The sequence below is a fragment of the Sphingobium sp. RSMS genome (assembly GCF_005406185.4).
In the GTDB taxonomy this organism is placed as follows: domain Bacteria; phylum Pseudomonadota; class Alphaproteobacteria; order Sphingomonadales; family Sphingomonadaceae; genus Sphingobium; species Sphingobium fuliginis.
This window is the reverse complement of the sequence record NZ_CM191257.1, coordinates 1,316,787-1,339,661: the sequence shown is the minus strand read 5'-3', so window position 1 is coordinate 1,339,661 and position 22,875 is coordinate 1,316,787. Positions and strand designations below refer to the sequence as shown.

Genomic DNA, 22,875 nt, shown 5'->3' with positions numbered 1-22,875 from the left:
GTGCGGCGAGGGGCCTTGCATCCTCTCCTCAAGGGGGAGGCCCAAGCCTCTACCCCAGCTTGATGACAGTTGCGCGACGGCGGACCGGAATCGCATCGACATAGAGGCTAGCCATCGGCTCATCCTCCACCTCCACCACGGCTTCGGATGTGAAGCCGTTGAAGCCGGTGCGCATCGCAGCGCCATAGGCGCCGAGCATCCCGATTTCGATATAGTCGCCCGCCTGCACGTCGTCCGGCAGCATGAAGGGGCCGACCATATGGTCCATGTCGTCGCAGGTGGGGCCATAGAAGGAGAAGCCGGTCAGTTCCGCCTCGCTCTCTTCCTCGCGCAGCAGGGCCACAGGGAAGCGCCAGCCGATATGCGCCGCGTCGAACAGCGCGCCATAGGCGCCGTCGTTGATATAGAGTTCCGTGCCGCGGCGGCGTTCGACGCGCACGACGACCGAACTGTATTCGGCGGAAAGGGCGCGGCCGGGCTCGCACCATAGTTCGGCCGAATAGCTGATCGGCAGGCTCTCGAAACCGCGGTGGATCGCGTCGAAATAATTTTCGAGCGCGACCGGCTCCATGCCGGGATAGATGGACGGGAAGCCGCCGCCGACATCGATGATGTCGACCGTGACAGCCGCGTCGACAATGGCGGCGCGCACGCGTTCGATGGCGTCGCTATAGGCCTGCGGGCTCATCGCCTGGCTGCCGACATGGAAGCAGATGCCCAGCGCATCGGCCGCCTGGCGGGTCGCCATCAGCAGTTCGCGGGTCTCGCCCAGTTCCGCGCCGAATTTGGACGCAAGGCTGAGTTCCGAATGTTCGGAGGAAACGCGCAGGCGCACGCACAGTTCAAGATCGGTCGCATCATTCGTGGCGCGCATGATCTTCGCCAGCTCGTCCAGCGTGTCGAGCGAGAAGGTGCGCACGCCATGGATGTGATAGGCCTCTGCAATCGCTTCCTCGGCCTTGACCGGGTGCATGAAGCAAAGCTTGCCTTCGCCCTGCAGCGTCTCCGCCACCAGGCGCACCTCCGCAATGGACGCCACGTCGAAATGCGTGATGCCGGAAGCGAAGAGGGTGCGGATCAGATCGGGAGACGGATTCGCCTTGACTGCATAGAGCGAGCGCCCCGGAAACTTCTCAGAGAAGAATCGGGCGGCCCGGGCCGCAGCCTGGGGACGGATCAGCGTTACCGGTGCTGCCGGTTTGAGGGCGGTCGCTACCCCCAGCGCGCTATGATGCTTGTGCAACTCAAGGGACCTCCAGGGTAGTCGTTGGCAAAGAAGCTGCCTTGCGGTGGAAGTCCCATGGGGCAGCGGAAGGGCGATATATGCGGCAGGGGTCCCCCTGTAAAGCGCATGCGTAAATTTTGTTGCGCGACCGGCTATGAAATGTGCGTCAGGAGAGACGGGACTTGAAATCCTGGTAGGAAAACTCGCGGATTTGCTTGAGTTCGTCGGTTTCCGAGTTCCACAGCCAGATGGCCGGCAGCGGCACGCCGTTGAATGTGTTGGTCTTTACCATCGAATAATGGGCCTGGTCGAGGAAGGCGATCCGCCGCCCCGGAGTCGCGCCGCCCGGGACTCGATAGTCCCCTATGATGTCCCCGGCGAGGCAGGATGGACCACCGAGTCGGGTGACGGGGCCGTCCGCTTCCTCATGCAGCATGGCCGGGCGGTAGGGCGCCTCGATCACGTCGGGCATGTGGCAGGTGGCGGAGATGTCGGTGATTGCCACGGGCATGCCGTTGTCGATCACGTCGAGGATTTCGCCGACCAATATGCCCGCGTCCAGCGCCATCGCCTCGCCCGGCTCGATATAGAGTTCGAGGCCGGTTTGCGCTTTTATCGCCTGGAGGAAGGCGATCAGGTCGTCGATCTGGTAATCCGCGCGCGTGACATGATGTCCGCCGCCGAAGTTCAGCCATTTGAGGCGGCCGACATGGGGCATGACGCGGGATTCGATGGCGGCCCAGGTACGCTGAAGCGGCAGGAAATCCTGTTCGCACAGATTGTGGATGTGGAGGCCGTCGACGCCCTCCAGATGTTCGGGGCGCAGCTGGTCGATGGGAAAGCCGAGGCGGCTGTGCGGTTGGGACGGGTCATATTTGGGCACCTCCCCCTCCGCATGGAGGGGGTTGAGGCGCAGGCCGATGTCGAAGTTCACACCGTTCATCCGGGCATCGTCGATGACCGGGCGCAGGCGGGCGATCTGGCCGGGGCTGTTGAAGATGACATGGTCCGAAATCCTGAGGATTTCGGCCAGATCTTCAGGCTTGTAGGCGGCGCAATAGGTGGCGACTTCGCCGCGATATTCTTCCCGGCCGAGGCGCGCTTCATATATGCCCGAGGCGCAGACGCCGTCGAGATATTCGCCGATCACGCCCCCAAGCGACCACATGGAGAAGGCCTTGAGCGCACCCAGCACCCTGATCCCCGCGCGGTCGCGGATGTCGCGCAGGACCGACAGGTTGCGGCGCACCGCGGCCTCGTCCACCACGAAGGCGGGCGAAGGGACGCGGCGCAGGTCGAAATGGGCGAAGGCGGCGGGATCGCCGGCTTTGGTTTCCATCGGTTCATCCACGCCGCCCTGAGCCTGTTGAGGTGCGGCTTACTTTGAAGAAAAGTAAGGGGCTTCGACAGGCTCAGCCCGAACGGCGTCAGGAACGAAGCTTTTTTAGAAATCCAGTTTAGAAATCCAGCGGCGCGGGCAGTTCCTTCACCTGCCAGGGCAGGCCGTGCCGGTTCAGCATGTCCATGAAGGGATCGGGATCGAACTGTTCGATGTTGAACACGCCTTCACCCCGCCATGCGCCGGTCAGCATCAGCGCCGCGCCGATCATCGCGGGGACGCCGGTGGTGTAGCTGACCGCCTGGTTGCCGGTTTCGGCATAGGCGTCCTCATGGTCGCAGACATTATAGACATAGACCGTCTTCTGGCTTCCATCCTTGAGGCCGGTGGCGATGTCGCCGATATTGGTCTTGCCCCTGGTGGTCGAACCCAGGCTGGACGGTTCGGGCAGCACGGCCTTCAGGAACTGGAGCGGGATGATTTCCTGCCCATTGTACATCACGGGATCGATGCGGGTCATGCCGACATTCTGGAGCACTTCCAGATGCTTGAGATAAGCGTCGCCAAAGGTCATCCAGAAACGGATGCGCTTGATTTCGGGGTAGAATTTGGCGAGCGATTCCAGTTCCTCATGATACATGAGGTACATGTTCTTCTGCCCCACCTGGTCGAAGTCGAAGACCTGCTTGTGTTTCAGCGCCGGGCCCTCCACCCACTTGCCGCCTTCCCAGTGGCGCGAGGGCGCGGTGACTTCGCGGATGTTGATTTCCGGGTTGAAGTTGGTGGCGAAATGCTGGCCATGGTCGCCGCCATTGCAGTCGAGTATGTCGAGCGTGTCGATCCGGTCGAGCAGATGCTTCCTGATATAGCTGGCGAAGACGCTGGTGACGCCGGGGTCGAAGCCCGAGCCCAGCAGCGCCATGATGCCGGCTTCCTTGAAGCGCTCCTGATAGGCCCACTGCCAGCTATATTCGAACTTCGCCGTGTCGCGCGGTTCGTAATTGGCGGTGTCGAGATAGTCGGTTTTGGTCGCGAGGCAGGCGTCCATGATCGCCAGGTCCTGATAGGGCAGGGCAAGGTTCACGACCAGTTTGGGCTGCACCCTTTCGATGAGGGCGACGGTTTCGGCGACATTGTCGGCGTCGACCTGCGCCACGTCGATGGTGACGCCGGTACGGGCCTTCACCGATTCGGCCACCTTCTCGCAGGAGACGATGCGGCGGCTGGCGAGTGTGATATGGCTGAAAATGTCAGAGTTCATCGCCATTTTGTGAACCGCGACAGACCCGACGCCACCCGCACCAATGACCAGAACCTTGCTCAATTCAACTGCTCCATAGCTGTGCCGCGCGATCCGCGCGAAAGCGCCCATATAGGGAGTTGGCGTTACAGCGCAAAGTCAGTCTGTCGAGAGGGAGCCCGGGCAGCCCCCCTCCCGCACGCCATGGGCTGAATATCGACCGGTCCTAGAAACTCGCCCCATCCACCTTGCTGATCCTGAGCGCGTCGAGATCGACGGAGGGAACGCAGCGCAGATTGATGGCCTGCATGGCCGAGCCATCGGGGCCCTGGCCCTGTGCGAAGGCCTGCGTGCCGCAGTCGGTGCAGAACTGGTGCGTGATCCTGTGCCTGTAGAATTGATAGTCGCTCAGCTTGTCCGCGCCGCTGTCGAGGGTGAACTGGTCCGCGGGGACGAAGGTCAGCATGAAGCCCTTGCGGCGGCAGTGGGAGCAGTTGCAGGTCATCGCCTCGCCGGGCGCATCGGCGGCTACGGTGAAGGTGACGGCGCCGCAATGGCAGCTTCCGGTGTAGGGCATTGGAATCTCCTTTTTTGGAGAGCCTAGAGGCATTGGGACTGGAAGGGAATTGGGGGAATCGGGTGATTTTCCGCCATAGGCCCGTCCTCTTCAGGTTCAGGCGAGGCGCGCGTCAGTTCACCAACCGTCTTAATCCCTCCACCGTATCCGCCTCATGCGCAGGCTTGTCCTTCCGAATGCGCGCGATCCGGGGGAAGCGCATGGCCAGCCCCGATTTATGCCGCTTGCTTTCGTGGATGCTGTCGAAGGCGACCTCCAGCACCAGCGACTTTTCCACCTCCCGCACCGGGCCGAAGCGGTTGACCGTGTTGGTCCGCACGAAGCGGTCGAGCCATTTCAGCTCCTCGTCGGTGAAGCCGCTATAGGCTTTGCCGACGGGCAGCAGTTCGCCATCCGCCGTCCAGCAGCCGAAGGTATAGTCGGAATAGAAGGAGGAGCGTTTGCCATGGCCCCGCTGCGCGTACATCATCACGCAGTCGGCGGTCAGCGGATCGCGTTTCCATTTATACCAGAGCGCGGCCTTGCGCCCCGCGACATAGGGGCTGTCGCGGCGCTTGAGCATCACGCCCTCGATCGCGGCGTCGCGGGCGCCGGCGCGTATTTCCGCCAGGCTGTCGAAATCGGGTGCTTCGATGAGGGCCGAGATGTCGAAGCGGTGCGGGTCCAGCTGGGGCACGGTGGCTTCGAGGCGGAGGCGGCGCTGTTCCCAGGGGAGCGGCCGAAGGTCCTCCTCCGCGTCGAGCAATATGTCGTAGAGGCGGACGAAGGCGGGATAATCGTCCATCATCTTCGCCGTCACCGCCTTGCGGCCGAGGCGTTGCTGGAGGGCGTTGAAGCTGGCAGCCTCTCCGCCCTGAAACTCCCCTTTCACGAGCAGTTCTCCGTCCAGCACCGCATGATGGCGGAAGGCTTCGGCTATGTCGGGGAAGCTGCCGGTGATGTCGTCTCCGGCGCGGCTGTAGAGGCGGGTCTGCGCGCCCGTGCCGACGATCTGGATGCGGATGCCGTCCCATTTCCATTCGGCGGCATAGTCGGAAAGGTCGACGCTTTCGGCCTCCAGCGGATGAGCGAGCATGAAGGGGCGGAAGAAGGGCGTGCCGGCGGGATCCGGGCGGTCCGACCTGCCCTCCGCCCAGGCGAACAGGTCGGCATAGGGTGGGGCCAGTGCGTGCCAGCATTCCTCGACATCGTCGACGTCGAGCCCGAAGGCCTGGGCGAAGCCGGTCTTGGCGAGCCGGGCGGAGATGCCGACGCGCAGGCCGCCGGTCGCGAGCTTCAGCAGGGCGAAGCGGCCGGAGGCGTCGAGATGGTCCATCATCCTGGCCAGGGTCGTCGGGGCGGCGGCGCGGCTGGTGGCGTGGAGGCGGTCGACTATGGCGGATAGGGTGAGGGAGCCGTCGTCCACCTCCGGCGGCTGGTCCTCCGCCTTGGGCCAGAGGAGGGCCACGGTTTCGGCGAGGTCGCCCACATAGTCCCGGCTCATTTCGAAAAGGACCGGATCGACGCGGGCGCGGGTCATTTCCGCTATGGTGGAAGCCTTGACCGCTTTCAGGTCGAGATTGCCGGTGAGGGCGGCGAGCGCCCAGCCCCGGTCCGGGTCGGGGGCGCTGCGCATGTAGCTGGCGATAAGGTCCAGCTTGCCGTTGCGGGAGCGGGTGTAGACGAGGCCGTCGAGAAGCCGGGAGAAGGCGCGCATCAGCCTTCATCCTCGTCTTCGCGGCCCACCAGGGCAAGGGCGCGGGCGCGCATCTGGTGGGTCATGCACCAGTGGAGCAGGGCTTCCTCCCGCCCGTGGGTGATCCAGGTTTCCGACGGGGCCACCTCGCGGATGGTGTCGGTCAGCTCGTCCCAGTCGGCATGGTCGGAAATGATGAGCGGAAGTTCGACATTGCGCTGGCGGGCGCGCTGGCGGACGCGCATCCAGCCCGACGCCATGGCGGTGATCGGGTCGGGCAGGCGGCGGCTCCAGCGGTCGTTGAGGGCGGATGGGGGCGAGACGACGATGCGGCCGCGCATGTCCCCGGCGGGGAGGCCGGTCGCCGGGCGCAGCTCTCCCAGGGCGACGCCGAATTGTTCGTAGAGCGCGCACATCCTCTCCAGCGCGCCATGGATGTGGATGGGGTCGTGATGGCCCCGGGCGCGCAGTTCGCAGATCAGGCGCTGCGCCTTGCCCAGGGCGTAGGCGCCGACCAGGACGCAGCGGTCGGGATGGGCGTGCAGGGCGGCGAGCAGGCGGTCGACCTCGCTGCCCGTGTCGGGATGGCGGAAGACCGGCAGGCCGAATGTGGCTTCGGTGACGAAGATGTCGCAGGGGACGGGTTCGAAGGCTTTGCAGGTGGGATCGGGGCGGCGCTTGTAGTCGCCGGTGACGACCACGCGCTCGCCGGCGTGGGACAGCAGGATCTGGGCGGAACCGAGGACATGGCCGGCGGGCACATAGCTGATCGTGACTCCGTTCATGCGGATTTCTTCGCCATAGGGCACCGCCGTGCCCGACGCGGTGCCGTAGCGCAGGGCCATGATCGCCAGCGTTTCCTCCGTCGCCCAGACATGGCCGTGGCCGCCGCGCGCATGATCGGCATGGCCATGGGTGACGAGCGCGCGTTCCCGCGGGACGGAGGGATCGATCCAGGCATCGGCCGGGCGGACATAGATGCCGGTGGGGTGGGGTTCGATCCAGTGAGGCATTGCTGTGGAAGAAGGTGGAATGCGCCGCTTGGTTCCGCAAGGGCCTTCATATTGCCGTAACCCGATCGTCATGGGTACGACATGCCGTTGCCCTATGCGCCGCCGGACGACCGGCAGCGAGGAGGCGCGGCACATGGCATCTACGGCTCACCAGAATGTTACCCGCGCGGTGCACCGGCATCGGCATCTGTCGAAACAGGGCCTGCTGGAACGGGCCTTCACCTTTGCGTTCCGGGGCCTTGTCTATGCGCAGATCTGGGAAGATCCGGAGGTCGACATGGAAGCGCTGGCGATCGGGCCGGACAGCCATGTCGTCACCATCGCTTCGGGCGGGTGCAATGTGCTGAGCTATCTGACGGCCGATCCGGCGAAGATCACGGCGGTCGACCTCAACACCGCGCATATCGCGCTCAACCGGCTGAAGCTGGCGGCGGCACAGGCATTGCCGGACCATCGGGCCTTCCATCGCTTCTTCGCCAGGGCGGATTGCAGGGAGAATGTGGCGGCCTATCGCACCTTCGTGGCGCCGGTGCTGGACGACGCCACGCGGCGCTATTGGGAGGGGCGGGACTTCATCGGGCGGCGGCGGATCGGCGGCTTTGCGCGGGGGATTTACAGGCATGGGCTGCTGGGGCGCTTCATCGGCGCGGCGCATCTGCTGGCGCGGTTGCATGGCGTCGATCCGCGGCGGATGCTGGATGCGAAATCGCGGGAGGAGCAGCGGGCGATCTTCGAAACGGAGCTGGCGCCGGTGTTCGACAGCGCCTTCATGCGGTGGCTGACGAGCCAGCCGGCTTCGCTCTTCGGCCTGGGCATCCCGCCCGCGCAATATGAGGCGCTGGCCGGGGACGCGCGGATGGACGGCGTGCTGAAGGCGCGGCTGGAAAAGCTGGCCTGCGGCTTCGACCTCAAGGACAATTATTTCGCGGTGCAGGCTTTCGGGCGCGGTTATGCCGGCGGCGAGGGGCCATTGCCGCCCTATTTGCAGGCCGCGAACCATGCGGCCGTGGTGGAACGCGCCGGGCGGGTGGATGTCCGGCATGTGAACTTCACCGACTTCCTGGCGTCGCAGGAGGCGGGGTCCGTCGATCGCTACATCCTGCTCGACGCGCAAGACTGGATGGACGATGCGCAGTTGAACGCGCTCTGGGCCCAGATCACGCGAACGGCGAAACGGGGTGCGCGGGTGCTGTTCCGGACGGCGGGCGAACCGAGCATCCTGCCGGGGCGGGTCGACGATACGCTGCTGTCGCGCTGGGACTATCGGGCGGAGGAATCGCGGGAATATACGGCGCGGGACCGCTCGGCCATTTATGGCGGCGTCCACCTCTATGTGCTGGGGAGCGCGTGATGACGGGCGGGCATGGCGGGCTGATGGACAGCGTCTATCGGCATCAGCGGCACATTTACGACCTGTCGCGGAAATTCTACCTGCTGGGGCGGGATGGGCTTATTGCCGATCTGGCGCCGCCGCGCGGTGGGGCGGTGCTGGAGATCGGCTGCGGCACGGGACGCAATCTGATCGCCGTGGGCAAGGCCTGGCCGGAGGCGCGGCTCTATGGCGTCGATATTTCCGAGGCGATGCTGGGGACGGCGCGCAAAGCCGTGGCGAAGGCGGGCCTGGCGGATCGCGTCGTGCTGGCGCAGGGGGATGCCTGTGCGTTCGATGCAGGGGCGCTGTTCGGGCGCGAACGGTTCGAGCGGGTGTTCATCAGCTATGCGCTGTCCATGATCCCGGACTGGGAAGCGGCTCTGGGGCAGGCGGCGGGTTGCGTCGCGCATGGCGGCAAGCTGGAGATTGTCGACTTCGGGCAGCAGGATGGTCTGCCGGGCTTGTGGAAGCGGGCGCTGTTCGGGTGGCTGGCGCGCTTTCATGTGTCGCCGCGGGCGGAATTCAGGCAGGCGATCGGCAGGGTGGCGGCGGACATGGGGGGCTTTGCGCATAGCCGGAGCCTGTATCGGGGCTATGCAGTCAGGGGTGGGTTGATCCGGCTGTGAGTTTTTGGCCGGTTCCCGGATCGGGGTTGCGAATTCCGGCCTGACCGCTGGAAATTGCCGCTGATTTGCGCCGATCCATCCCAGCCCCCCGCCTGTGGGAGGGGGAATGAGGACAGCGCCTCCAGCGGAATTCGCGCAGGCGCCGGTCAGGCCGCTTTCTTGAATTCCAGTTCGAGCCGGTCCCAGATTTCCACCAGAGCATCGACCAGTTCGCGCATCATTTCTTCGGTATGCGCCGGTCCGGGCGTGAAGCGCAGGCGTTCCGTGCCGCGCGGGACGGTGGGATAGTTGATGGGCTGCACATAGGCGCCATATTCCGCCAGCAATATGTCGCTGATCCGCTTGGCCTTCACCGGGTCGCCCACCATCAGGGGGACGATGTGCGTCACCGACGGCATCACCGGCAGGCCGGCTTCCGCCATCAGGCGCTTCAGGGTCGCGGCGGACGCCTGCTGGCCCTCCCGTTCCTCGCTCGACTGCTTGAGGTGACGGACGCTGGCCAGCACGCCGGCGACCAGCACGGGGGACAGGGAGGTGGTGAAGATGAAGCCGGGCGCATAGCTGCGGATCACGTCGACGATCATCTGGTCGGCGGCGATATAGCCGCCCATCACGCCGAACGCCTTGCCCAGCGTGCCTTCGATGATGGTCACGCGATCGGCCACCTCGTCCCGTTCGGAAATGCCGCCGCCGCGCGCGCCGTACATGCCGACTGCATGAACCTCGTCCAGATAGGTGAGGGCATTATATTCGTCGGCCAGGTCGCAGATCGCGGCGATGGGGGCGATGTCGCCGTCCATCGAATAGACGCTTTCGAAGGCGATCAGCTTGGGCGCTTCCGGGTCTTCGGCGGCCAGCAGTTCGCGCAGATGATCGACGTCATTGTGGCGGAAGACGCGCTTCTCGCAGCCCGAATTGCGGATGCCCGCGATCATCGAGGCATGGTTCAGCTCGTCGGAGAAGATGATGCAGCCGGGCAGGATCTTGGCGAGGGTCGAGAGCGTCGCTTCGTTCGAGACATAGCCCGAGGTGAAGAGCAGCGCGCCTTCCTTGCCGTGCAGGTCGGCCAGTTCGGCCTCCAGATCGACATGATAATGGGTGTTGCCGCCGATATTGCGGGTGCCGCCCGAGCCCGCGCCGACATCGTGCAGCGCCTCTTCCATCGCGGCGACGACCTTGGGATGCTGGCCCATGGCGAGATAGTCGTTGGAGCACCAGACGGTGATGGGCTTGGGCCCGTTATGACCGTGGAAGCAGCGGGCGTTGGGGAAGGCGCCCTTGTTGCGCAGGATGTCGATGAACACGCGATAGCGGCCTTCGCTATGGAGCCGGTCGATCGCCTGCGTGAAGATGTGCTTGTAGTTCACTTGAACGCCCTGTCCCTATTCCCGCATCCCCTCTTTGAGGGGCATTTATCCGCTGTTTTGGCCTATTACCAGTGATAAACGCTCGCAGCCTTAGGGAGAATTACCTATCACACTGATAGAAGGACTTGCGATTGGACCAAAGGTCCACCCCTTCAAAGTCCTTCGATCCGTTGCAAGCCATAGCCTTCCAGCGCTGGGCGGAGTGGCTCCACGCTCTCGTCCAGGCGAGTGAAGACCGCGGTTCCGGGCTGCGGTTCGGACGGCCATGGCTGCCCCTGGGTGAGATAGGCGATGCGGCGCGCAATTCCTTCACCGCCGTGCACGAATCTGAGCGGACGGGGCGAAGCGGCGGCCAGTTCGGCCTCCACCAGCGGAAAATGCGTGCAGGCGAGGACCACTATGTCCATCCGATCGCCGCCCGGCTGGTCGAACAGGCCGGCCAGCGCGTCCCGCGCAATGGCGGGATCGAGCGGTTCGCCGCGCAGTTTCGCCTCGGCAAGCTGGACGAGCGCGGCCGACCCATGGCGCAGGACCGTGCAGTCGGCGCCATGTTCGGCCGCGAGCCTGTCGACATAGGGCTGGCGCACCGTGGCGTCGGTGCCGAGCACGCCGAATACCCGGCTTTGCGAGAGCAGGGCGGCAGGCTTGATTGCCGGTACCGTGCCGACAACGGGGATGTCGAGCGCGGCGCGGACCGCCGGCAGGGCGATGGTGGAGGCGGTGTTGCAGGCGATGACGGCGAGGCGCGGGCGGTAGCGCTCCACCAGCCGCCCGAGCAGGGCGGGCACGCGGGCGGCGATCTCCGCCTCGCTCTTGGTGCCATAGGGGAAGCCCGCGCTGTCCGCGGCATAGACGACCGGCGCGTTGGGCAGGGCGCTTCGTGCCGGGCCAAGGATGGAAAGCCCGCCGACGCCGGAATCGAAGAAAAGAAGGGGGGCATGGGGTGCGACTGTCATCGGGCAGACATGTCGCGGCATGGGGCGGGCCTGTCAACTTCCCTCAAGAGCCCTCCCCTTGAGAGGAAGGGCTTGATGGCGGGAACCCCCATCCCCGATATTCCGACCCATATTTCGTCACCTTCGCCATTGCCCGGTTTGCCGGGAACGCTATGGTCGCGCCGCAACCAATTTGGCGAGATCATGACTCCTCCCTGGCTACTTCCCGCATTCGTCCTGCTGATCGGTTATCTGCTGGGTTCCATCCCGTTCGGGCTGCTGCTGACGCGCCTCACCGGGGCGGGCGACCTGCGCAAGATCGGGTCGGGGAATATCGGCGCGACCAATGTGCTGCGGACGGGGCGAAAGGGGCTGGCGGCGGCGACGCTGCTGCTCGATCTGCTGAAGGGCGCGGCGGCGGTGCTGGTCGGCGCGGCGCTGGTCGATGGTGGCGGGCCGATGGCCGGGGCCATGGCCTTTATCGGACATTGCTATCCGGTCTGGCTGCGCTTTGCCGGGGGCAAGGGCGTGGCGACCATGATGGGCGTGGTGACGGCGCTGTACTGGCCGGCGGGGATCGTCTTCGCGGCCGTGTGGCTGGGGGCGCTGTTCGGGACCAGATGGTCGTCGGTCGGCGGCATGTCCGCGGCGGTCAGCGCGCCTGTCGCCATGTGGTGCTTCGGCCGGATCGAGCTGGTCCCCGTCGCGCTGGCGCTCGCATTGATCGTGCTGTGGCGGCACCGGGAGAATATCGCGCGGCTCGCCAGGGGAACCGAACCGAAGGTGGGCGCTTCGAAAAAGGCGGCGGCCGGGGAATGAGCGAGCAGGAGCGGTTCAACCGCCTGCGCCTGATCCGTTCGCCGCGCATCGGCCCTGTCACCTTCCGCCAGTTGATGGCGCGTTTCGGCACGGCGGGCGAGGCCTTGCGCGCGGTGCCCGATCTGGCGGCGCGCGGCGGCGGCAAGGCCAGCATCGTGGACGCGAAGATCGTCGAGCAGGAGATCGCGCGCAGCCGGGCGGCTGGCGCCCGCTACCTGATCATGGGCGATGCCGATTACCCCTTTCTGCTGGAGCAGATGGAGGGCGCGCCGCCGGCCCTGATCGTGCGCGGGGACGTATCGCTGGCGGCGCGGGATTGCGTGGCGATGGTGGGGGCGCGCAACGCCTCCGCCGCGGCGTGCCGCTTCGCCCGGATGCTGGCGCAGGATCTGGGACAGCATGGGGCGGTCGTGGTGTCGGGGCTGGCGCGGGGGATCGATACGGCCGCGCATCAGGGCGCGCTGGAGAGCGGCACCATCGCCGTCATCGCCTGCGGCATCGACATCGCCTTCCCGCCCGAAAATGCGGAATTGCAGGAGCGGCTGGCCGAGGAAGGGCTGCTGGTCACGGAGCATCCGCCGGGCACGCAGCCGCTGGCCCGGCAGTTCCCGGCGCGCAACAGGATCATCGCCGGGCTGGCGCGGGGGACCGTCGTCGTGGAAGCCGCGCCCCGGTCCGGTTCGCTGATCACGGCGCGGCTGGCGGGGGAGGCGGGACGGGAGGTGATGGCGGTGCCCGGCTCTCCGCTCGATCCCCGCGCCCAGGGGTGCAACCAGTTGATCCGGGAGGGCGCGGTGCTGGTCCAGAGCGCCGCCGACGTGATCGAGGCGATCGGCGCCATCGACCCGCGCATGGTTCGGCAGCCCGGCGGCCACTTCGCGGGCGAGCCGCCGTCCGGCGACGTGGCCGAGCGGGAGCGGGCGTCGGTCGTCGCGCTGCTGGGACCGGCGCCCGTGCCGGTGGATGAACTGATAAGGCTGTCGGGCCTTGGCCCCGCCGTGGTGCAGACCGTGCTGCTGGAACTGGAACTCGCCGCCCGGCTGGAGCGGCATGCGGGTGGGAAGGTCAGCCCGTCGTGACGGGGCGTCCTGACCGTGCGGAATGCGGCCTGCATCGCTGCGGCTTGACGGGGAGCGGAAACAGCTTTCAGACTCGCGCGTGTACGTGAGAGACAATTTGAACCGGGGCATGAATGCAGCTTGTCATCGTTGAATCGCCGGCCAAGGCGAAGACCATCGAAAAATATCTGGGCGGCGATTTCCATGTGCTGGCCAGCTATGGGCATATCCGCGACCTGCCGCCCAAGGACGGGTCGGTGGACCCCGACAACGGCTTTGCCATGAGTTGGGAAAATTATGGCGACAAGGGCAAGCAGCTCAAGGCCATAGCCGACGAAGCCAAGAAGGCGACCCGGCTGATCCTGGCGACCGACCCCGATCGCGAGGGGGAGGCGATAAGCTGGCATGTGCAGGAGGTGCTGCGGGCGAAGAAGGCGCTGCCGCAGAAGGTGGACCGCGTGACCTTCAACGCGATCACCAAGCAGGCGGTGACCGAGGCGATGGCCCAGCCGCGCGCGCTGGACGAGGATCTGATCGACGCCTATCGGGCGCGGCGGGCGCTGGATTATCTGGTGGGCTTCACCCTGTCGCCGGTGCTGTGGCGCAAGCTGCCCGGCGCCAAGTCGGCGGGGCGGGTGCAGTCCGTGGCGTTGCGGCTGGTCGTGGACCGGGAGCGCGAGATCGAAAGCTTCGTGCCGCAGGAATATTGGTCGGTCGCGGCCGAGATGGAGCAGGGCGGACAGGGGTTCGTCGCGCGGCTGGTGCGCTGGCGCGGCGAGAAGATCGAGCGGCTGACCATCGGCAGGGAAGGCGACGCCATGGCCGCGAAGGCGGACGTGGAGGCCGGGCGCTTCACCGTCGAGAAGGTCGAGACCAAGCCGGTTTCGCGCAATCCTCCGCCGCCATTCACGACCTCGACGCTTCAGCAGGAGGCGGCGCGCAAGCTCGGCTTCTCCGCCAGCCATACGATGCGGATCGCGCAGCAGCTTTATGAGGATGGCGCGATCACCTATATGCGGACCGACGGCGTGCAGATGGACGGCAGCGCCATCTCCGCCGCGCGAAAGGCGATCGCGGAGCGCTATGACGGCGGCTATCTGCCCGAAAAGCCGCGCCAGTACCAGACCAAGGCCAAGAATGCGCAGGAAGCGCATGAGGCCATTCGTCCGACCGAGTTTTCGCGCGACAAGGTGGGGTCGGGCGACCATGCGCGGCTGTACGACCTGATCTTCAAGCGGGCGCTGGCGAGCCAGATGGCTTCGGCGCGGCTGGAGCGGACGACCGTCGATCTGGTCGATGCGACCGGGCAGCATGGGCTGCGCGCCACGGGACAGGTGGTGATCTTTCCGGGGTTCCTGGCGCTCTATGAGGAAGGGCGCGACGATGCGGAAGACGATGATTCGAGGCTGTTGCCGCGCTTGGGCGTGGGCGACGCTCCCGCCAAGAAGAGAGTGACGGCGGAGCAGCATTTCACCCAGCCGCCGCCGCGCTATTCGGAAGCGTCGCTGGTCAAGAAGCTGGAGGAACTGGGGATCGGGCGGCCTTCCACCTATGCCTCGACTTTGCAGGTGCTGAAGGACCGCGACTATGTGCGGATCGAGAAGAACCGCTTCTTCGCGGAGGAGAGCGGGCGGCTGGTGACGGCCTTTCTGGAGCGTTTCTTCGAGCGGTATGTGTCCTACGACTTCACGGCGGGGCTGGAGGAGGAGCTGGACGATATTTCCGGCGGGCGGGCCCAGTGGCAGGCGGTGCTGGAAGCGTTCTGGCGCGACTTCAAGCCCAAGACCGCCGAGGTGATGGAGCAGAAGCCTTCCGACATCACGGCCGAGCTGGACAAATTCCTGGAGCCGATGCTGTTCCCGCCCAAGGCGGACGGGTCCAATCCGCGTGCCTGCCCGATGTGCGGCGATGGGCAATTGTCGCTGCGCGGCGGGCGGTTCGGCGCGTTCATCGCCTGCTCCAACTATCCGGAGTGCAAATATACGCGCAAGTTCGGGCAGCCGGGCGGTGACAAGGATGGCGAGGACAAGGGACCGGAGGTGCTGGGCCAGCATCCCGAGACCGGGCAGGACATCGTCCGGAAATCCGGGCGGTTCGGGCCCTATATCGAGATGGGCGAGGGCAAGGAGGCGAAGCGCGGCTCCATTCCCAAGGATCTGCCCGATGGCGAGTTGACGCTGGACTGGGCGGTGAAGCTGCTGAGCCTGCCGCGCGAGATCGGGCTGCATCCTGAAACGGGGAAGCCCATCGTGGCGAATATTGGGCGGTTCGGGCCCTATCTGCTGCATGACGGCAAATATGGGCGGCTGTCCTCCACCGCGGAGATTTTCGAGGTGGGGATGAACAGCGCCGTGGCCAAGCTGGCCGATGCGGCGAACAAGGGCGGGCGTGGCGCTTCGTCGCGGGAGCCGCTGAAGGTGCTGGGCAAGCATCCGCGCACTGAGGCCGAGATCAAGCTGATGGCGGGGCGCTATGGTCCCTATGTGACCGACGGCACGACCAATGCGACGCTGCCCAAGACCATCGAGCAGGATGCCCTGACGCTGGAGGAGGCTGCGCAACTGATCGATGCGCGGGCTGCGGCGGCGCCTGCGAAGAAGGGGAAGAAGGCGCCGGCGAAAAAGGGTGCGGCGAAGAAGCCTGCCGCGAAGAAGGCGTCTGCCAAGAAGAAGGTGGCGGCGGAGTAATTATGCTCGTCATTCCCGCGCAGGCGGGAATCCATCTCCCATAAATTGTGCCTGGCGCAAGGTCAGGCGATGGATTCCCGCCTGCGCGGGAATGACGATGATTGATAAGCGGGTTGGCTTACTCCACCCAATCCAGGCCGATGTCGCGGTAGATGAAGCGGTCGTCTTCCCAATCTTCCTTCACCTTGACGTGGAGGTAGAGATGGACCTTGACCCCAAGCAGGCTGGCCAGTTCGGCGCGGGCCTTTGAGCCGATTTCCTTGAGGCGCTGGCCGCCCTTGCCCAGCACGATGGCGCGCTGGCTGGAGCGGCCGACGAGGATCTGCTGGTGGATTTCGACCGATCCGTCCTCGCGCTCGCTATATTTTTCCGTGTCGACGGCGGCGGCATAGGGGAGTTCGGCGTGGAGCTGGTGATAGAGCTGTTCGCGCGTGATCTCCGCCGCCAGCATGCGGTCGGTGGCGTCGGAGACCTGATCCTCCGGGAAGTGCCAGGGGCCTTCGGGCATGGCCCTGGCGAAGGCGGTCTTGAGTTCGGGAAGGCCGTCGCCGGTCGCCGCGCTGACGAAGAAGGTCTCCGCTATGTCGAGCTGTTCGTAGAGCCGCTGGGTGTGGACCAGCAGCTTTTCCTTGATGGCGATGTCGACCTTGTTGAGGATCAGCCATTTCCTCTCCGGCCGGGCGGCGAGGGCGCTGATGATCGGTTCCATCTTGGCGCCGAGGCCCGCCTTGCCGTCGACGACCAGCGCGATCAGGTCGGCCCCTTGCGCGCCGCCCCATGCGGCCTGCACCATGGCGCGGTCAAGGCGGCGCTTGGGGGCGAAGATGCCGGGGGTGTCGACCAGCACCATCTGCGCGTCACCCTCGATCGCCACGCCCATGACGCGGGTGCGGGTGGTCTGCGCCTTGGGGCTGGTGATCGCCACCTTCTGGCCTACCAGCGCGTTGACCAGCGTGGATTTGCCTGCGTTCGGGGCGCCGACTATGGCGATGACGCCGCAGCGTTGGGATTCAGGATTTAGGCTCAAAAAATCACTCCGTTCGCCCTGAGCTTGTCGAAGGGCTTTCCTTTTCTTGGTTCGAGCGCGCCAAGGTAGAGATGAGTGTCCAATCCTCGCGAATGAGAGCGAGTTTCTTGGCCCGGCTCCAGCCTTTGATTTGGCGCTCTGCTTCAAGCGCCTCCATACGGGTTCCGAACTCCTGCGACCAGACCAGTTTTATAGGGCGGCGGTTTTGGGTGTGGCCGGGGATTGCGCCTGCCTCATGTTGGGCGATGCGAGTTTCGAGATTGTCAGTGTGGCCTGTGTAGAAGCTGCGGTCGGCGCAGTGGAGCATGTAGGTCCAGAAGGGCAATGTCGTTCCAGAAGAAAGAAAAGCCCTTCGACAGGCTCAGGGCGAACGGGGTGGGGTTGTGTGCCAGTTGCGGGCGCGGGGCGGTTAAGCGGTGAGTTGGTCCAGCAATGCCTTTGCCGCCGCGGTTTCGGCTTCCTGTTTGGAGCCGCCGGTGGCACTCGCTTCGCCTGCGCCCTTGATGCTGACCGTTACCGTGAATTTCAGGGCGTGGTGGGGGCCGGAGCGGTCGGTCATCGCATATTCCGGCGGTTTGCGCTTGTTGGCCGCCGCCCATTCCTGGAGCGCGGACTTGGGGTGTTTGGGCGCGCTGGACTGGGTGTCGACGCGGTCGGCCCAGAGACGGCGGACGAGGGTGCGGGCCTCCTCCAGGCCGCCCTCCAGATAGAGCGCGCCGATCAGCGCCTCCATGACGTCGCCCAGCACATTGTCGCTGTCGGCGGCGCCGTCGTCGCGGGCCTGCTTGCCGAGCACCAGATGAGCCGGAACTCCGGCGCTGCGGGCGACTTCGGCGCAGGTCTCGCCGGAAACCAGCGCGTTGAAGCGGCGGGAAAGCTTGCCTTCGGGTTCGCCCGAAAAGCGGTCGTAGAGCCACTCCGCGATCAGCAGGCCGAGGATGCGGTCGCCCAGGAATTCCAGCCGTTCATAATTCACCGCATGGGCGCTGCCATGGGTTAGCGCCTGGTTGAAGGCGGCCGGGTCCTTCGGCGCGCGGCCGATCAGGGCGCTCAGCCAGCCTTCGGTGTCGGGTTTCGTCAAAAGCCTTCCCCGATGCGGCTCCAGCGCGCGGCGGACACCCATGTCCAGGGCAGCAGCCAGTTGGCGCTGCCGTCGGTCGAGAAGACGGAGATCATCGCCTTGCCGACCAGATTTTCCTCAGGAACAAGGCCGATGCCGCCGCCGTCGACCGCCGGGAAGCGGCTGTCGGCGCTGCGGTCGCGATTGTCGCCCATCATGAAGAGATGGCCTTCGGGCACCACCACCGTGTCGCGGTCGTCGGCCGCGCCGTCCGGCACCAGGTCGAGGACATTGTAGCTTTTGCCGCCCGGCAGCGTCTCCCGATATTGGGGGTAGCGGCACTGGCGGCCGCCGGGCACGGCCTCCTCGAACTTCGGGCGGTAGCAGGGGGATGGACTGCCTTCCTTCGCCGCCGCATCCTCCATATTGGGCGTCACGGGTATGACGAGGTCGGCCACCTTCTGCTTCGGAATGGCCTGACCGTTCAGATAGACGGTGCCCCCGCGCACGGAGATCATGTCGCCGGGCAGGCCGATGACGCGCTTGATATAGTCGTTCTTCTGGTTCGGCGGCGCCTTGAACACCACCACGTCGCCGCGCTGCGGCGTCGAGGCGAAGATGCGGCCGGGGATCAGCGGTATGCCGAAGGGCAGCGAATAGCGCGAATAGCCATAGGGCCATTTCGCCACCAGCAGATAATCCCCGATCAGCAGGCGCGGCTGCATCGATTCCGACGGGATGTTGAAGGGCGACACGATGAAGCTGCGAAGGACGAAGACGAACACCGCCAGCTTTGCGAGAAACCAGAGGAAATCCCGCGTTTCGGATTTTGCGCTCATGCTTGGTCGTCTTTTCCTTCAATTCGCCCTGAAAACAGGCCGTCGCGGCTTTTGCGGGTTAGTAAAGCCGCCGTCAAGCGGGCTAGAGACCAACGGGTTGTCACTTCATGCTGCCCCGCAGCCCGATTTTTCCCCTCGAACGGTGCAATAGCGGAACGACTTGGCTAGGATGGGCAAGAATCGACAGGTGCAGCGTCGGTATCGATCAACGGCAAAACAAGAGGATATGTCCCAATGTCCAGCCCTGCACTGGCAGCGCTCGCGGCTCTTCCCCAGGCCGATCTCAAGTCCATCTTCACCACCGATCCCGACCGGCTGAGCAAGTTCACCCTGCGTCAGGGGCCCGTGCGCTTCGACTGGTCGAAAACGCATCTGACCGACGAGCTGTTCGAGGGATTTCTGGCGCTGACCGAGGAAAAGGGCTTTGCCGCGCAGCGGGACGCCCTGTTCGCGGGCGAGGCGGTGAACAACACCGAGGGCCGCGCCGCCGAGCATCCCGCCGAGCGGGGCGAGGGCAATGCCGACAGCGTGGCGCGGGCCAAGATGTTCCATGCGCGGATGCGGGCGTTGATCGACGCCATAGAGGGCGAGGCGCTGGGGCCGATCCGGCATATCCTGCATATCGGCATTGGCGGGTCGGCGCTGGGGCCCGACCTGATCGTCGATGCATTGGGCGGCGACGGAGCGCGCTATGACGTCGCCATCGTGTCCAATGTCGACGGCACGGCGCTGGAGCGGGCGATTTCCCGCTTCGATCCGGAGGCGACTTTGATCGCCGTGGCTTCGAAGACCTTCACCACCACGGAGACCATGCTGAACGCGGCGAGCGCGATCAACTGGATGGTCGAGGCGGGGGTGGAAGACCCCTATGGCCGGGTGATCGCGCTGACCGCATCGCCCGACAAGGCGATCGAGTGGGGCGTGGATGAGACGCGGGTGCTGCCCTTCGCGGAGAGCGTAGGCGGGCGTTATTCGCTCTGGTCCTCCATCGGGTTTCCGGCGGCGCTGGCGCTGGGATGGGATGCGTTCGAGAGCCTGCTGGAAGGCGCGGCGGCGATGGACCGGCATTTCCGGCTGAGCGACCCCAGGCAGAACGCGCCGCTGATCGCCGCCTTTGTCGACCAATATTATGCGCGGGTGCTGGGATGCCAGACGCGGGCGCTGTTCGCCTATGACGAAAGGCTGCGGCTGCTGCCCTCCTATCTCCAGCAACTGGAGATGGAGAGCAACGGCAAGAGCGTGACGCGCGACGGCAAGCCCGTCGATGGACCGACGGCGGCGATCACCTGGGGCGGCGTCGGCACGGACGCGCAGCATGCCGTGTTCCAGCTGCTGCATCAGGGGACGATCCTGACGCCGGTGGAGTTCATCGCCTCCATCGAGCCGGGCCATGCGCTCGATCCGGCGCATCATCGGGCCTTGCTGGTGAACTGCTTCGCGCAGGGCGCGGCTTTGCTGCGGGGCAAGGATAATGAGGCCGATCCGGCGCGGGCCTATCCGGGGAACCGGCCTTCGACCACCATATTGCTGGACGATGTGACGCCGGAGGTTCTGGGGGCGCTGATCGCTTTCTACGAGCATCGGACCTTTGCCAATGCGGTGCTGATGGGGATCAATCCGTTCGATCAGTTCGGTGTCGAGCTGGGCAAGGAAATCGCCAGGTCCATCGAGGCGGAGGGGCCGAAGGGGTTCGATCCTTCGACCATGGCTTTGATCGATCTGGCTTTGGGCGGGGTTTGACGAATGAATCCCTCCCGTTTGTGGGAGGGGGGTGGCGTTGGGAGGCGCGCTTTGCTCGCGCCCACCCCCGGCCCCTCCCGCCTGCGGGAGGGGAGAAAGAAGATTCTGGTTTGTAACTCCGCTGGGGACGCTCCATATGCGGGCGCAATCTAGCGGAGGGATGGATGAGCAATTACGACTTCGACCTTTTCGTCATCGGGGCGGGATCCGGTGGCGTGCGGGCTTCGCGCGTGGCGGCGGCGCATGGCGCGAAGGTGGCGGTGGCCGAGGAATATCGGGTCGGCGGCACCTGCGTCATTCGCGGCTGCGTGCCCAAGAAGCTGCTCATCTATGGCGCGCATTTTGCCGAGGATCTGAAGGATGCGCGGCGCTTCGGCTGGAATGTGCCCGATTGCGGCTTCGAATGGACGACGCTGCGCGACAATGTGCTGGCCGATGTCGACCGGCTGGAGGGCCTCTACAAGAACACGCTGGACAGCCATGAGGTCGAACTGATCCCCGAGCGGGCGACGATCACCGGGCCGCATGGCGTGAAGCTGGCCAGCGGGCGCGAGGTCACGGCCAGATATATCCTGGTTTCGACCGGCGCCTGGCCCATCGTTCCCGACATCGAGGGGGCGGAGCATGGCGTGACGTCCAATGAACTGTTTCACCTGGAGGAATGCCCGAAGCGGATCGTGATTGTCGGCGGCGGCTATATCGCCAATGAATTTGCGGGCATCTTCCACCAGTTCGGCAGCCATGTGACGATCGTCAACCGGTCCAACACCCTGCTGCGCGGCTATGATGAGCAGATCCGCGACCGGCTGCTCCAGATTTCGACGATGAAGGGGATCAATTTCCGCTTCAACGCCGAGATGGAGAAGATCGAGAAGAATGAGGACGGCACGCTGTGCGTCCGGTTCAGGAGCGGCGATCCGATCGCCTGCGACCTGCTGGTCTTCGCGACCGGGCGCAAGCCGCATGTCGATGGGCTGGGGCTGGAGAATGCCGGGGTCGAACTGAGCGACAAGGGCGCGATCAAGGTCGATGAATATAGCCGCACGAGCTGCGAGAGCATCTATGCGGTGGGCGACGTCACCGACCGGATGCAGCTCACCCCGGTCGCGATCCGCGAGGGGCACGCCTTTGCGGATACGGTGTTCGGGGACAATCCGCGCACGGTCGATTATGATTGCGTGCCCTCCGCCGTGTTCAGCCATCCGCCGCTGGCGGGCGTGGGGCTGACCGAGGCGCAGGCGAAGAACAAATATGGGACGGTGAAGGTCTATACCTCCGACTTCCGGCCGATGAAGAATGTGCTGGCCGGGCGGGACGAGCGGGCGCTCTACAAGATGGTGGTGGACGCGACGACCAATCGCGTGGTCGGGCTGCACATGATCGGGCCGGATGCGCCGGAAATCCTTCAGGCGGCCGCGATTGCGGTGAAGGCCGGCCTCACCAAGCAGGAGTTCGACGACACCGTCGCCCTCCATCCCAGCATGGCCGAGGAGCTGGTGCTGTTGAAATAAGGATCAGGCGCCGGCCGCGAAGGTGAGGACGAGAGCGTCGCGCCAGGCGGGTTGCGCCGGGTCGACCGCATGGATTTCGGTGACGCCGTGCATGATGCGGTGGTCGTCGATCAGCACCGCGTCGCCGGGGCGGGCAAGGGTGAATTCGCCCAATGCGCCGCCCTCCGGCGTGCCGATGCGGGTGACGCCTTCGCGGACGTTGCGGCGTTCGACCAGCATGACGAAGACCCAGTCCACGCCGTCGCGGTGCATGCCTTCCGGCGTGGGGCGGCCCAGTTCCCCGGTGCGGGCCTCTATGCGGAACTGGTGGAGTTCGACATGCTGCCGTCCGGCCAGGGGGAAGCTGCGCGCGCAGAAGGCGAAGATCGCCTGCATCGCGCTATTGTCGATGGTGCCTTGCTCGACGGGATCGAACCAGCGCTGCACATCGCCATTCAGGGGATTATAGTCGCGGCTCTGGAAATGCGGCTGGTGCGGTTGGCGCGTGAAGACGCCCTGTTCGCAGGCGAAGGTCGCGTGGCGGCGGCGGCGATAGCGCCCTCCGTCCGCCATATAGAGGTCGGGGCCGAGATCGTCCCAGCTTCGCGCGAGCGCGTTCCAGCCGGCGGAGGGGAGCCGTTCGAACAGGTCTGCCCCGGACAGGCGGGCATAGCCGGCTTCCGCCAGTTCGTGCCGGAGGGGCGTGTCCATGAGAATGTCCGTGTCGCTCATCCGTCCTTCCTATCCGGAGAGACAGACGAGCGACAGGGCCAGTTCCCGCAAGCA

The 22,875-nt window shown here is 65.5% G+C and carries 20 protein-coding genes; 7 read left to right on the top strand and 13 right to left on the bottom strand.

Annotation, left to right across the window (positions count from 1 at the left end; genetic code table 11):
• Nucleotides 1-49: 49 nt before the first annotated feature.
• From EGM87_RS06205 to EGM87_RS06180, 6 genes are all read right to left on the bottom strand, one after another.
• Entirely contained in the window at nucleotides 50-1,243 is a 1,194-nt protein-coding gene (locus tag EGM87_RS06205; RefSeq protein WP_044662365.1) for a type III PLP-dependent enzyme, read from the bottom strand.
• A gap of 148 nt (nucleotides 1,244-1,391) precedes the next feature.
• Nucleotides 1,392-2,564: a carboxynorspermidine decarboxylase gene (locus EGM87_RS06200; RefSeq protein ID WP_044662364.1), complete on the bottom strand. Its 1,173-nt coding sequence runs from the start codon at nucleotides 2,562-2,564 to the stop codon at nucleotides 1,392-1,394.
• A gap of 118 nt (nucleotides 2,565-2,682) precedes the next feature.
• Complete coding sequence (locus EGM87_RS06195; RefSeq protein ID WP_025547389.1) at nucleotides 2,683-3,888, bottom strand: saccharopine dehydrogenase family protein; 1,206 nt, start codon at nucleotides 3,886-3,888, stop codon at nucleotides 2,683-2,685.
• 142 nt (nucleotides 3,889-4,030) lie between these two features.
• A complete protein-coding gene (locus EGM87_RS06190) occupies nucleotides 4,031-4,381 on the bottom strand; it encodes a GFA family protein (RefSeq protein WP_025547387.1) in 351 nt (116 codons plus the stop codon).
• A gap of 112 nt (nucleotides 4,382-4,493) precedes the next feature.
• Complete coding sequence (locus EGM87_RS06185) at nucleotides 4,494-6,077, bottom strand: cisplatin damage response ATP-dependent DNA ligase (RefSeq protein WP_025547386.1); 1,584 nt, start codon at nucleotides 6,075-6,077, stop codon at nucleotides 4,494-4,496.
• Entirely contained in the window at nucleotides 6,077-7,069 is a 993-nt protein-coding gene (locus EGM87_RS06180; protein ID WP_044662363.1) for a ligase-associated DNA damage response exonuclease, read from the bottom strand. The genes EGM87_RS06185 and EGM87_RS06180 overlap by 1 nt, the downstream gene beginning before the upstream one ends.
• Before the next feature lie 133 nt (nucleotides 7,070-7,202).
• Here EGM87_RS06180 and EGM87_RS06175 point away from each other — a divergent pair, with 133 nt between their 5' ends.
• The gene (locus tag EGM87_RS06175) at nucleotides 7,203-8,420 is read left to right on the top strand and encodes a BtaA family protein (protein ID WP_044663158.1); all 1,218 of its coding nucleotides are present in this window, start codon (nucleotides 7,203-7,205) and stop codon (nucleotides 8,418-8,420) included.
• Nucleotides 8,420-9,067 carry a class I SAM-dependent methyltransferase gene (locus tag EGM87_RS06170; protein ID WP_044662362.1) on the top strand — a complete coding sequence of 216 codons (648 nt, stop codon included), beginning with the start codon at nucleotides 8,420-8,422 and terminating at the stop codon, nucleotides 9,065-9,067. Before EGM87_RS06175 ends, EGM87_RS06170 begins: the two co-directional genes overlap by 1 nt.
• A gap of 146 nt (nucleotides 9,068-9,213) precedes the next feature.
• Here EGM87_RS06170 and hemA read toward each other — a convergent pair whose 3' ends face one another.
• Both hemA and murI read right to left on the bottom strand, forming a co-directional pair.
• Entirely contained in the window at nucleotides 9,214-10,434 is a 1,221-nt protein-coding gene (gene hemA / locus EGM87_RS06165) for a 5-aminolevulinate synthase (RefSeq protein WP_044662361.1), read from the bottom strand.
• 152 nt (nucleotides 10,435-10,586) lie between these two features.
• Entirely contained in the window at nucleotides 10,587-11,390 is an 804-nt protein-coding gene (murI, locus tag EGM87_RS06160) for a glutamate racemase (RefSeq protein ID WP_025547377.1), read from the bottom strand.
• A 183-nt stretch (nucleotides 11,391-11,573) separates the two neighbouring features.
• Here murI and plsY point away from each other — a divergent pair, with 183 nt between their 5' ends.
• From plsY to topA, 3 genes are all read left to right on the top strand, one after another.
• The gene (gene plsY, locus EGM87_RS06155) at nucleotides 11,574-12,188 is read left to right on the top strand and encodes a glycerol-3-phosphate 1-O-acyltransferase PlsY (RefSeq protein ID WP_037481602.1); all 615 of its coding nucleotides are present in this window, start codon (nucleotides 11,574-11,576) and stop codon (nucleotides 12,186-12,188) included.
• Nucleotides 12,185-13,267 (top strand): DNA-processing protein DprA, encoded by a 1,083-nt coding sequence (gene dprA / locus EGM87_RS06150; RefSeq protein ID WP_044662360.1) that lies wholly within the window; start codon nucleotides 12,185-12,187, stop codon nucleotides 13,265-13,267. Before plsY ends, dprA begins: the two co-directional genes overlap by 4 nt.
• Nucleotides 13,268-13,380: 113 nt before the next feature.
• Entirely contained in the window at nucleotides 13,381-15,933 is a 2,553-nt protein-coding gene (gene topA, locus EGM87_RS06145) for a type I DNA topoisomerase (protein ID WP_044662359.1), read from the top strand.
• A 118-nt stretch (nucleotides 15,934-16,051) separates the two neighbouring features.
• Here topA and era read toward each other — a convergent pair whose 3' ends face one another.
• The 4 genes from era to lepB all read right to left on the bottom strand — a co-directional run bounded on the left by era (nucleotide 16,052) and on the right by lepB (nucleotide 18,859).
• Nucleotides 16,052-16,960 carry a GTPase Era gene (era, locus tag EGM87_RS06140; RefSeq protein ID WP_044662358.1) on the bottom strand — a complete coding sequence of 303 codons (909 nt, stop codon included), beginning with the start codon at nucleotides 16,958-16,960 and terminating at the stop codon, nucleotides 16,052-16,054.
• Between the two features lie 4 nt (nucleotides 16,961-16,964).
• Nucleotides 16,965-17,285, bottom strand: coding sequence for a GIY-YIG nuclease family protein (locus tag EGM87_RS06135; RefSeq protein WP_044662357.1), 321 nt, complete (start codon nucleotides 17,283-17,285; stop codon nucleotides 16,965-16,967).
• Nucleotides 17,286-17,369: 84 nt separating this feature from the next.
• Complete coding sequence (gene rnc, locus EGM87_RS06130; RefSeq protein ID WP_044662356.1) at nucleotides 17,370-18,083, bottom strand: ribonuclease III; 714 nt, start codon at nucleotides 18,081-18,083, stop codon at nucleotides 17,370-17,372.
• Nucleotides 18,038-18,859 (bottom strand): signal peptidase I, encoded by an 822-nt coding sequence (lepB, locus tag EGM87_RS06125; RefSeq protein ID WP_025547367.1) that lies wholly within the window; start codon nucleotides 18,857-18,859, stop codon nucleotides 18,038-18,040. Before lepB ends, rnc begins: the two co-directional genes overlap by 46 nt.
• A gap of 234 nt (nucleotides 18,860-19,093) precedes the next feature.
• Here lepB and pgi point away from each other — a divergent pair, with 234 nt between their 5' ends.
• Complete coding sequence (pgi, locus tag EGM87_RS06120; protein ID WP_044662355.1) at nucleotides 19,094-20,599, top strand: glucose-6-phosphate isomerase; 1,506 nt, start codon at nucleotides 19,094-19,096, stop codon at nucleotides 20,597-20,599.
• 164 nt (nucleotides 20,600-20,763) lie between these two features.
• A complete protein-coding gene (gene gor / locus EGM87_RS06115; protein WP_025547364.1) occupies nucleotides 20,764-22,110 on the top strand; it encodes a glutathione-disulfide reductase in 1,347 nt (448 codons plus the stop codon).
• Between the two features lie 3 nt (nucleotides 22,111-22,113).
• Here gor and EGM87_RS06110 read toward each other — a convergent pair whose 3' ends face one another.
• Nucleotides 22,114-22,821, bottom strand: coding sequence for a 2OG-Fe dioxygenase family protein (locus EGM87_RS06110; protein ID WP_044662354.1), 708 nt, complete (start codon nucleotides 22,819-22,821; stop codon nucleotides 22,114-22,116).
• Nucleotides 22,822-22,875: the final 54 nt, after the last annotated feature.

What these genes read in the sequence shown, in the direction of transcription:
- EGM87_RS06110 (WP_044662354.1), bottom strand. Translation starts at nt 22,821, where the DNA reads ATGAGCGACACGGACATTCTCATGGACACGCCCCTCCGGCACGAACTG.
- rnc (WP_044662356.1), bottom strand. Translation starts at nt 18,083, where the DNA reads ATGGGTGTCCGCCGCGCGCTGGAGCCGCATCGGGGAAGGCTTTTGACG.
- EGM87_RS06185 (WP_025547386.1), bottom strand. Translation starts at nt 6,077, where the DNA reads ATGCGCGCCTTCTCCCGGCTTCTCGACGGCCTCGTCTACACCCGCTCC.
- EGM87_RS06170 (WP_044662362.1), top strand. Translation starts at nt 8,420, where the DNA reads ATGACGGGCGGGCATGGCGGGCTGATGGACAGCGTCTATCGGCATCAG.
- gor (WP_025547364.1), top strand. Translation starts at nt 20,764, where the DNA reads ATGAGCAATTACGACTTCGACCTTTTCGTCATCGGGGCGGGATCCGGT.
- murI (WP_025547377.1), bottom strand. Translation starts at nt 11,390, where the DNA reads ATGACAGTCGCACCCCATGCCCCCCTTCTTTTCTTCGATTCCGGCGTC.
- EGM87_RS06180 (WP_044662363.1), bottom strand. Translation starts at nt 7,069, where the DNA reads ATGCCTCACTGGATCGAACCCCACCCCACCGGCATCTATGTCCGCCCG.
- lepB (WP_025547367.1), bottom strand. Translation starts at nt 18,859, where the DNA reads ATGAGCGCAAAATCCGAAACGCGGGATTTCCTCTGGTTTCTCGCAAAG.
- EGM87_RS06175 (WP_044663158.1), top strand. Translation starts at nt 7,203, where the DNA reads ATGGCATCTACGGCTCACCAGAATGTTACCCGCGCGGTGCACCGGCAT.
- pgi (WP_044662355.1), top strand. Translation starts at nt 19,094, where the DNA reads ATGTCCAGCCCTGCACTGGCAGCGCTCGCGGCTCTTCCCCAGGCCGAT.
- EGM87_RS06190 (WP_025547387.1), bottom strand. Translation starts at nt 4,381, where the DNA reads ATGCCCTACACCGGAAGCTGCCATTGCGGCGCCGTCACCTTCACCGTA.
- plsY (WP_037481602.1), top strand. Translation starts at nt 11,574, where the DNA reads ATGACTCCTCCCTGGCTACTTCCCGCATTCGTCCTGCTGATCGGTTAT.
- EGM87_RS06200 (WP_044662364.1), bottom strand. Translation starts at nt 2,564, where the DNA reads ATGGAAACCAAAGCCGGCGATCCCGCCGCCTTCGCCCATTTCGACCTG.
- topA (WP_044662359.1), top strand. Translation starts at nt 13,381, where the DNA reads ATGCAGCTTGTCATCGTTGAATCGCCGGCCAAGGCGAAGACCATCGAA.
- dprA (WP_044662360.1), top strand. Translation starts at nt 12,185, where the DNA reads ATGAGCGAGCAGGAGCGGTTCAACCGCCTGCGCCTGATCCGTTCGCCG.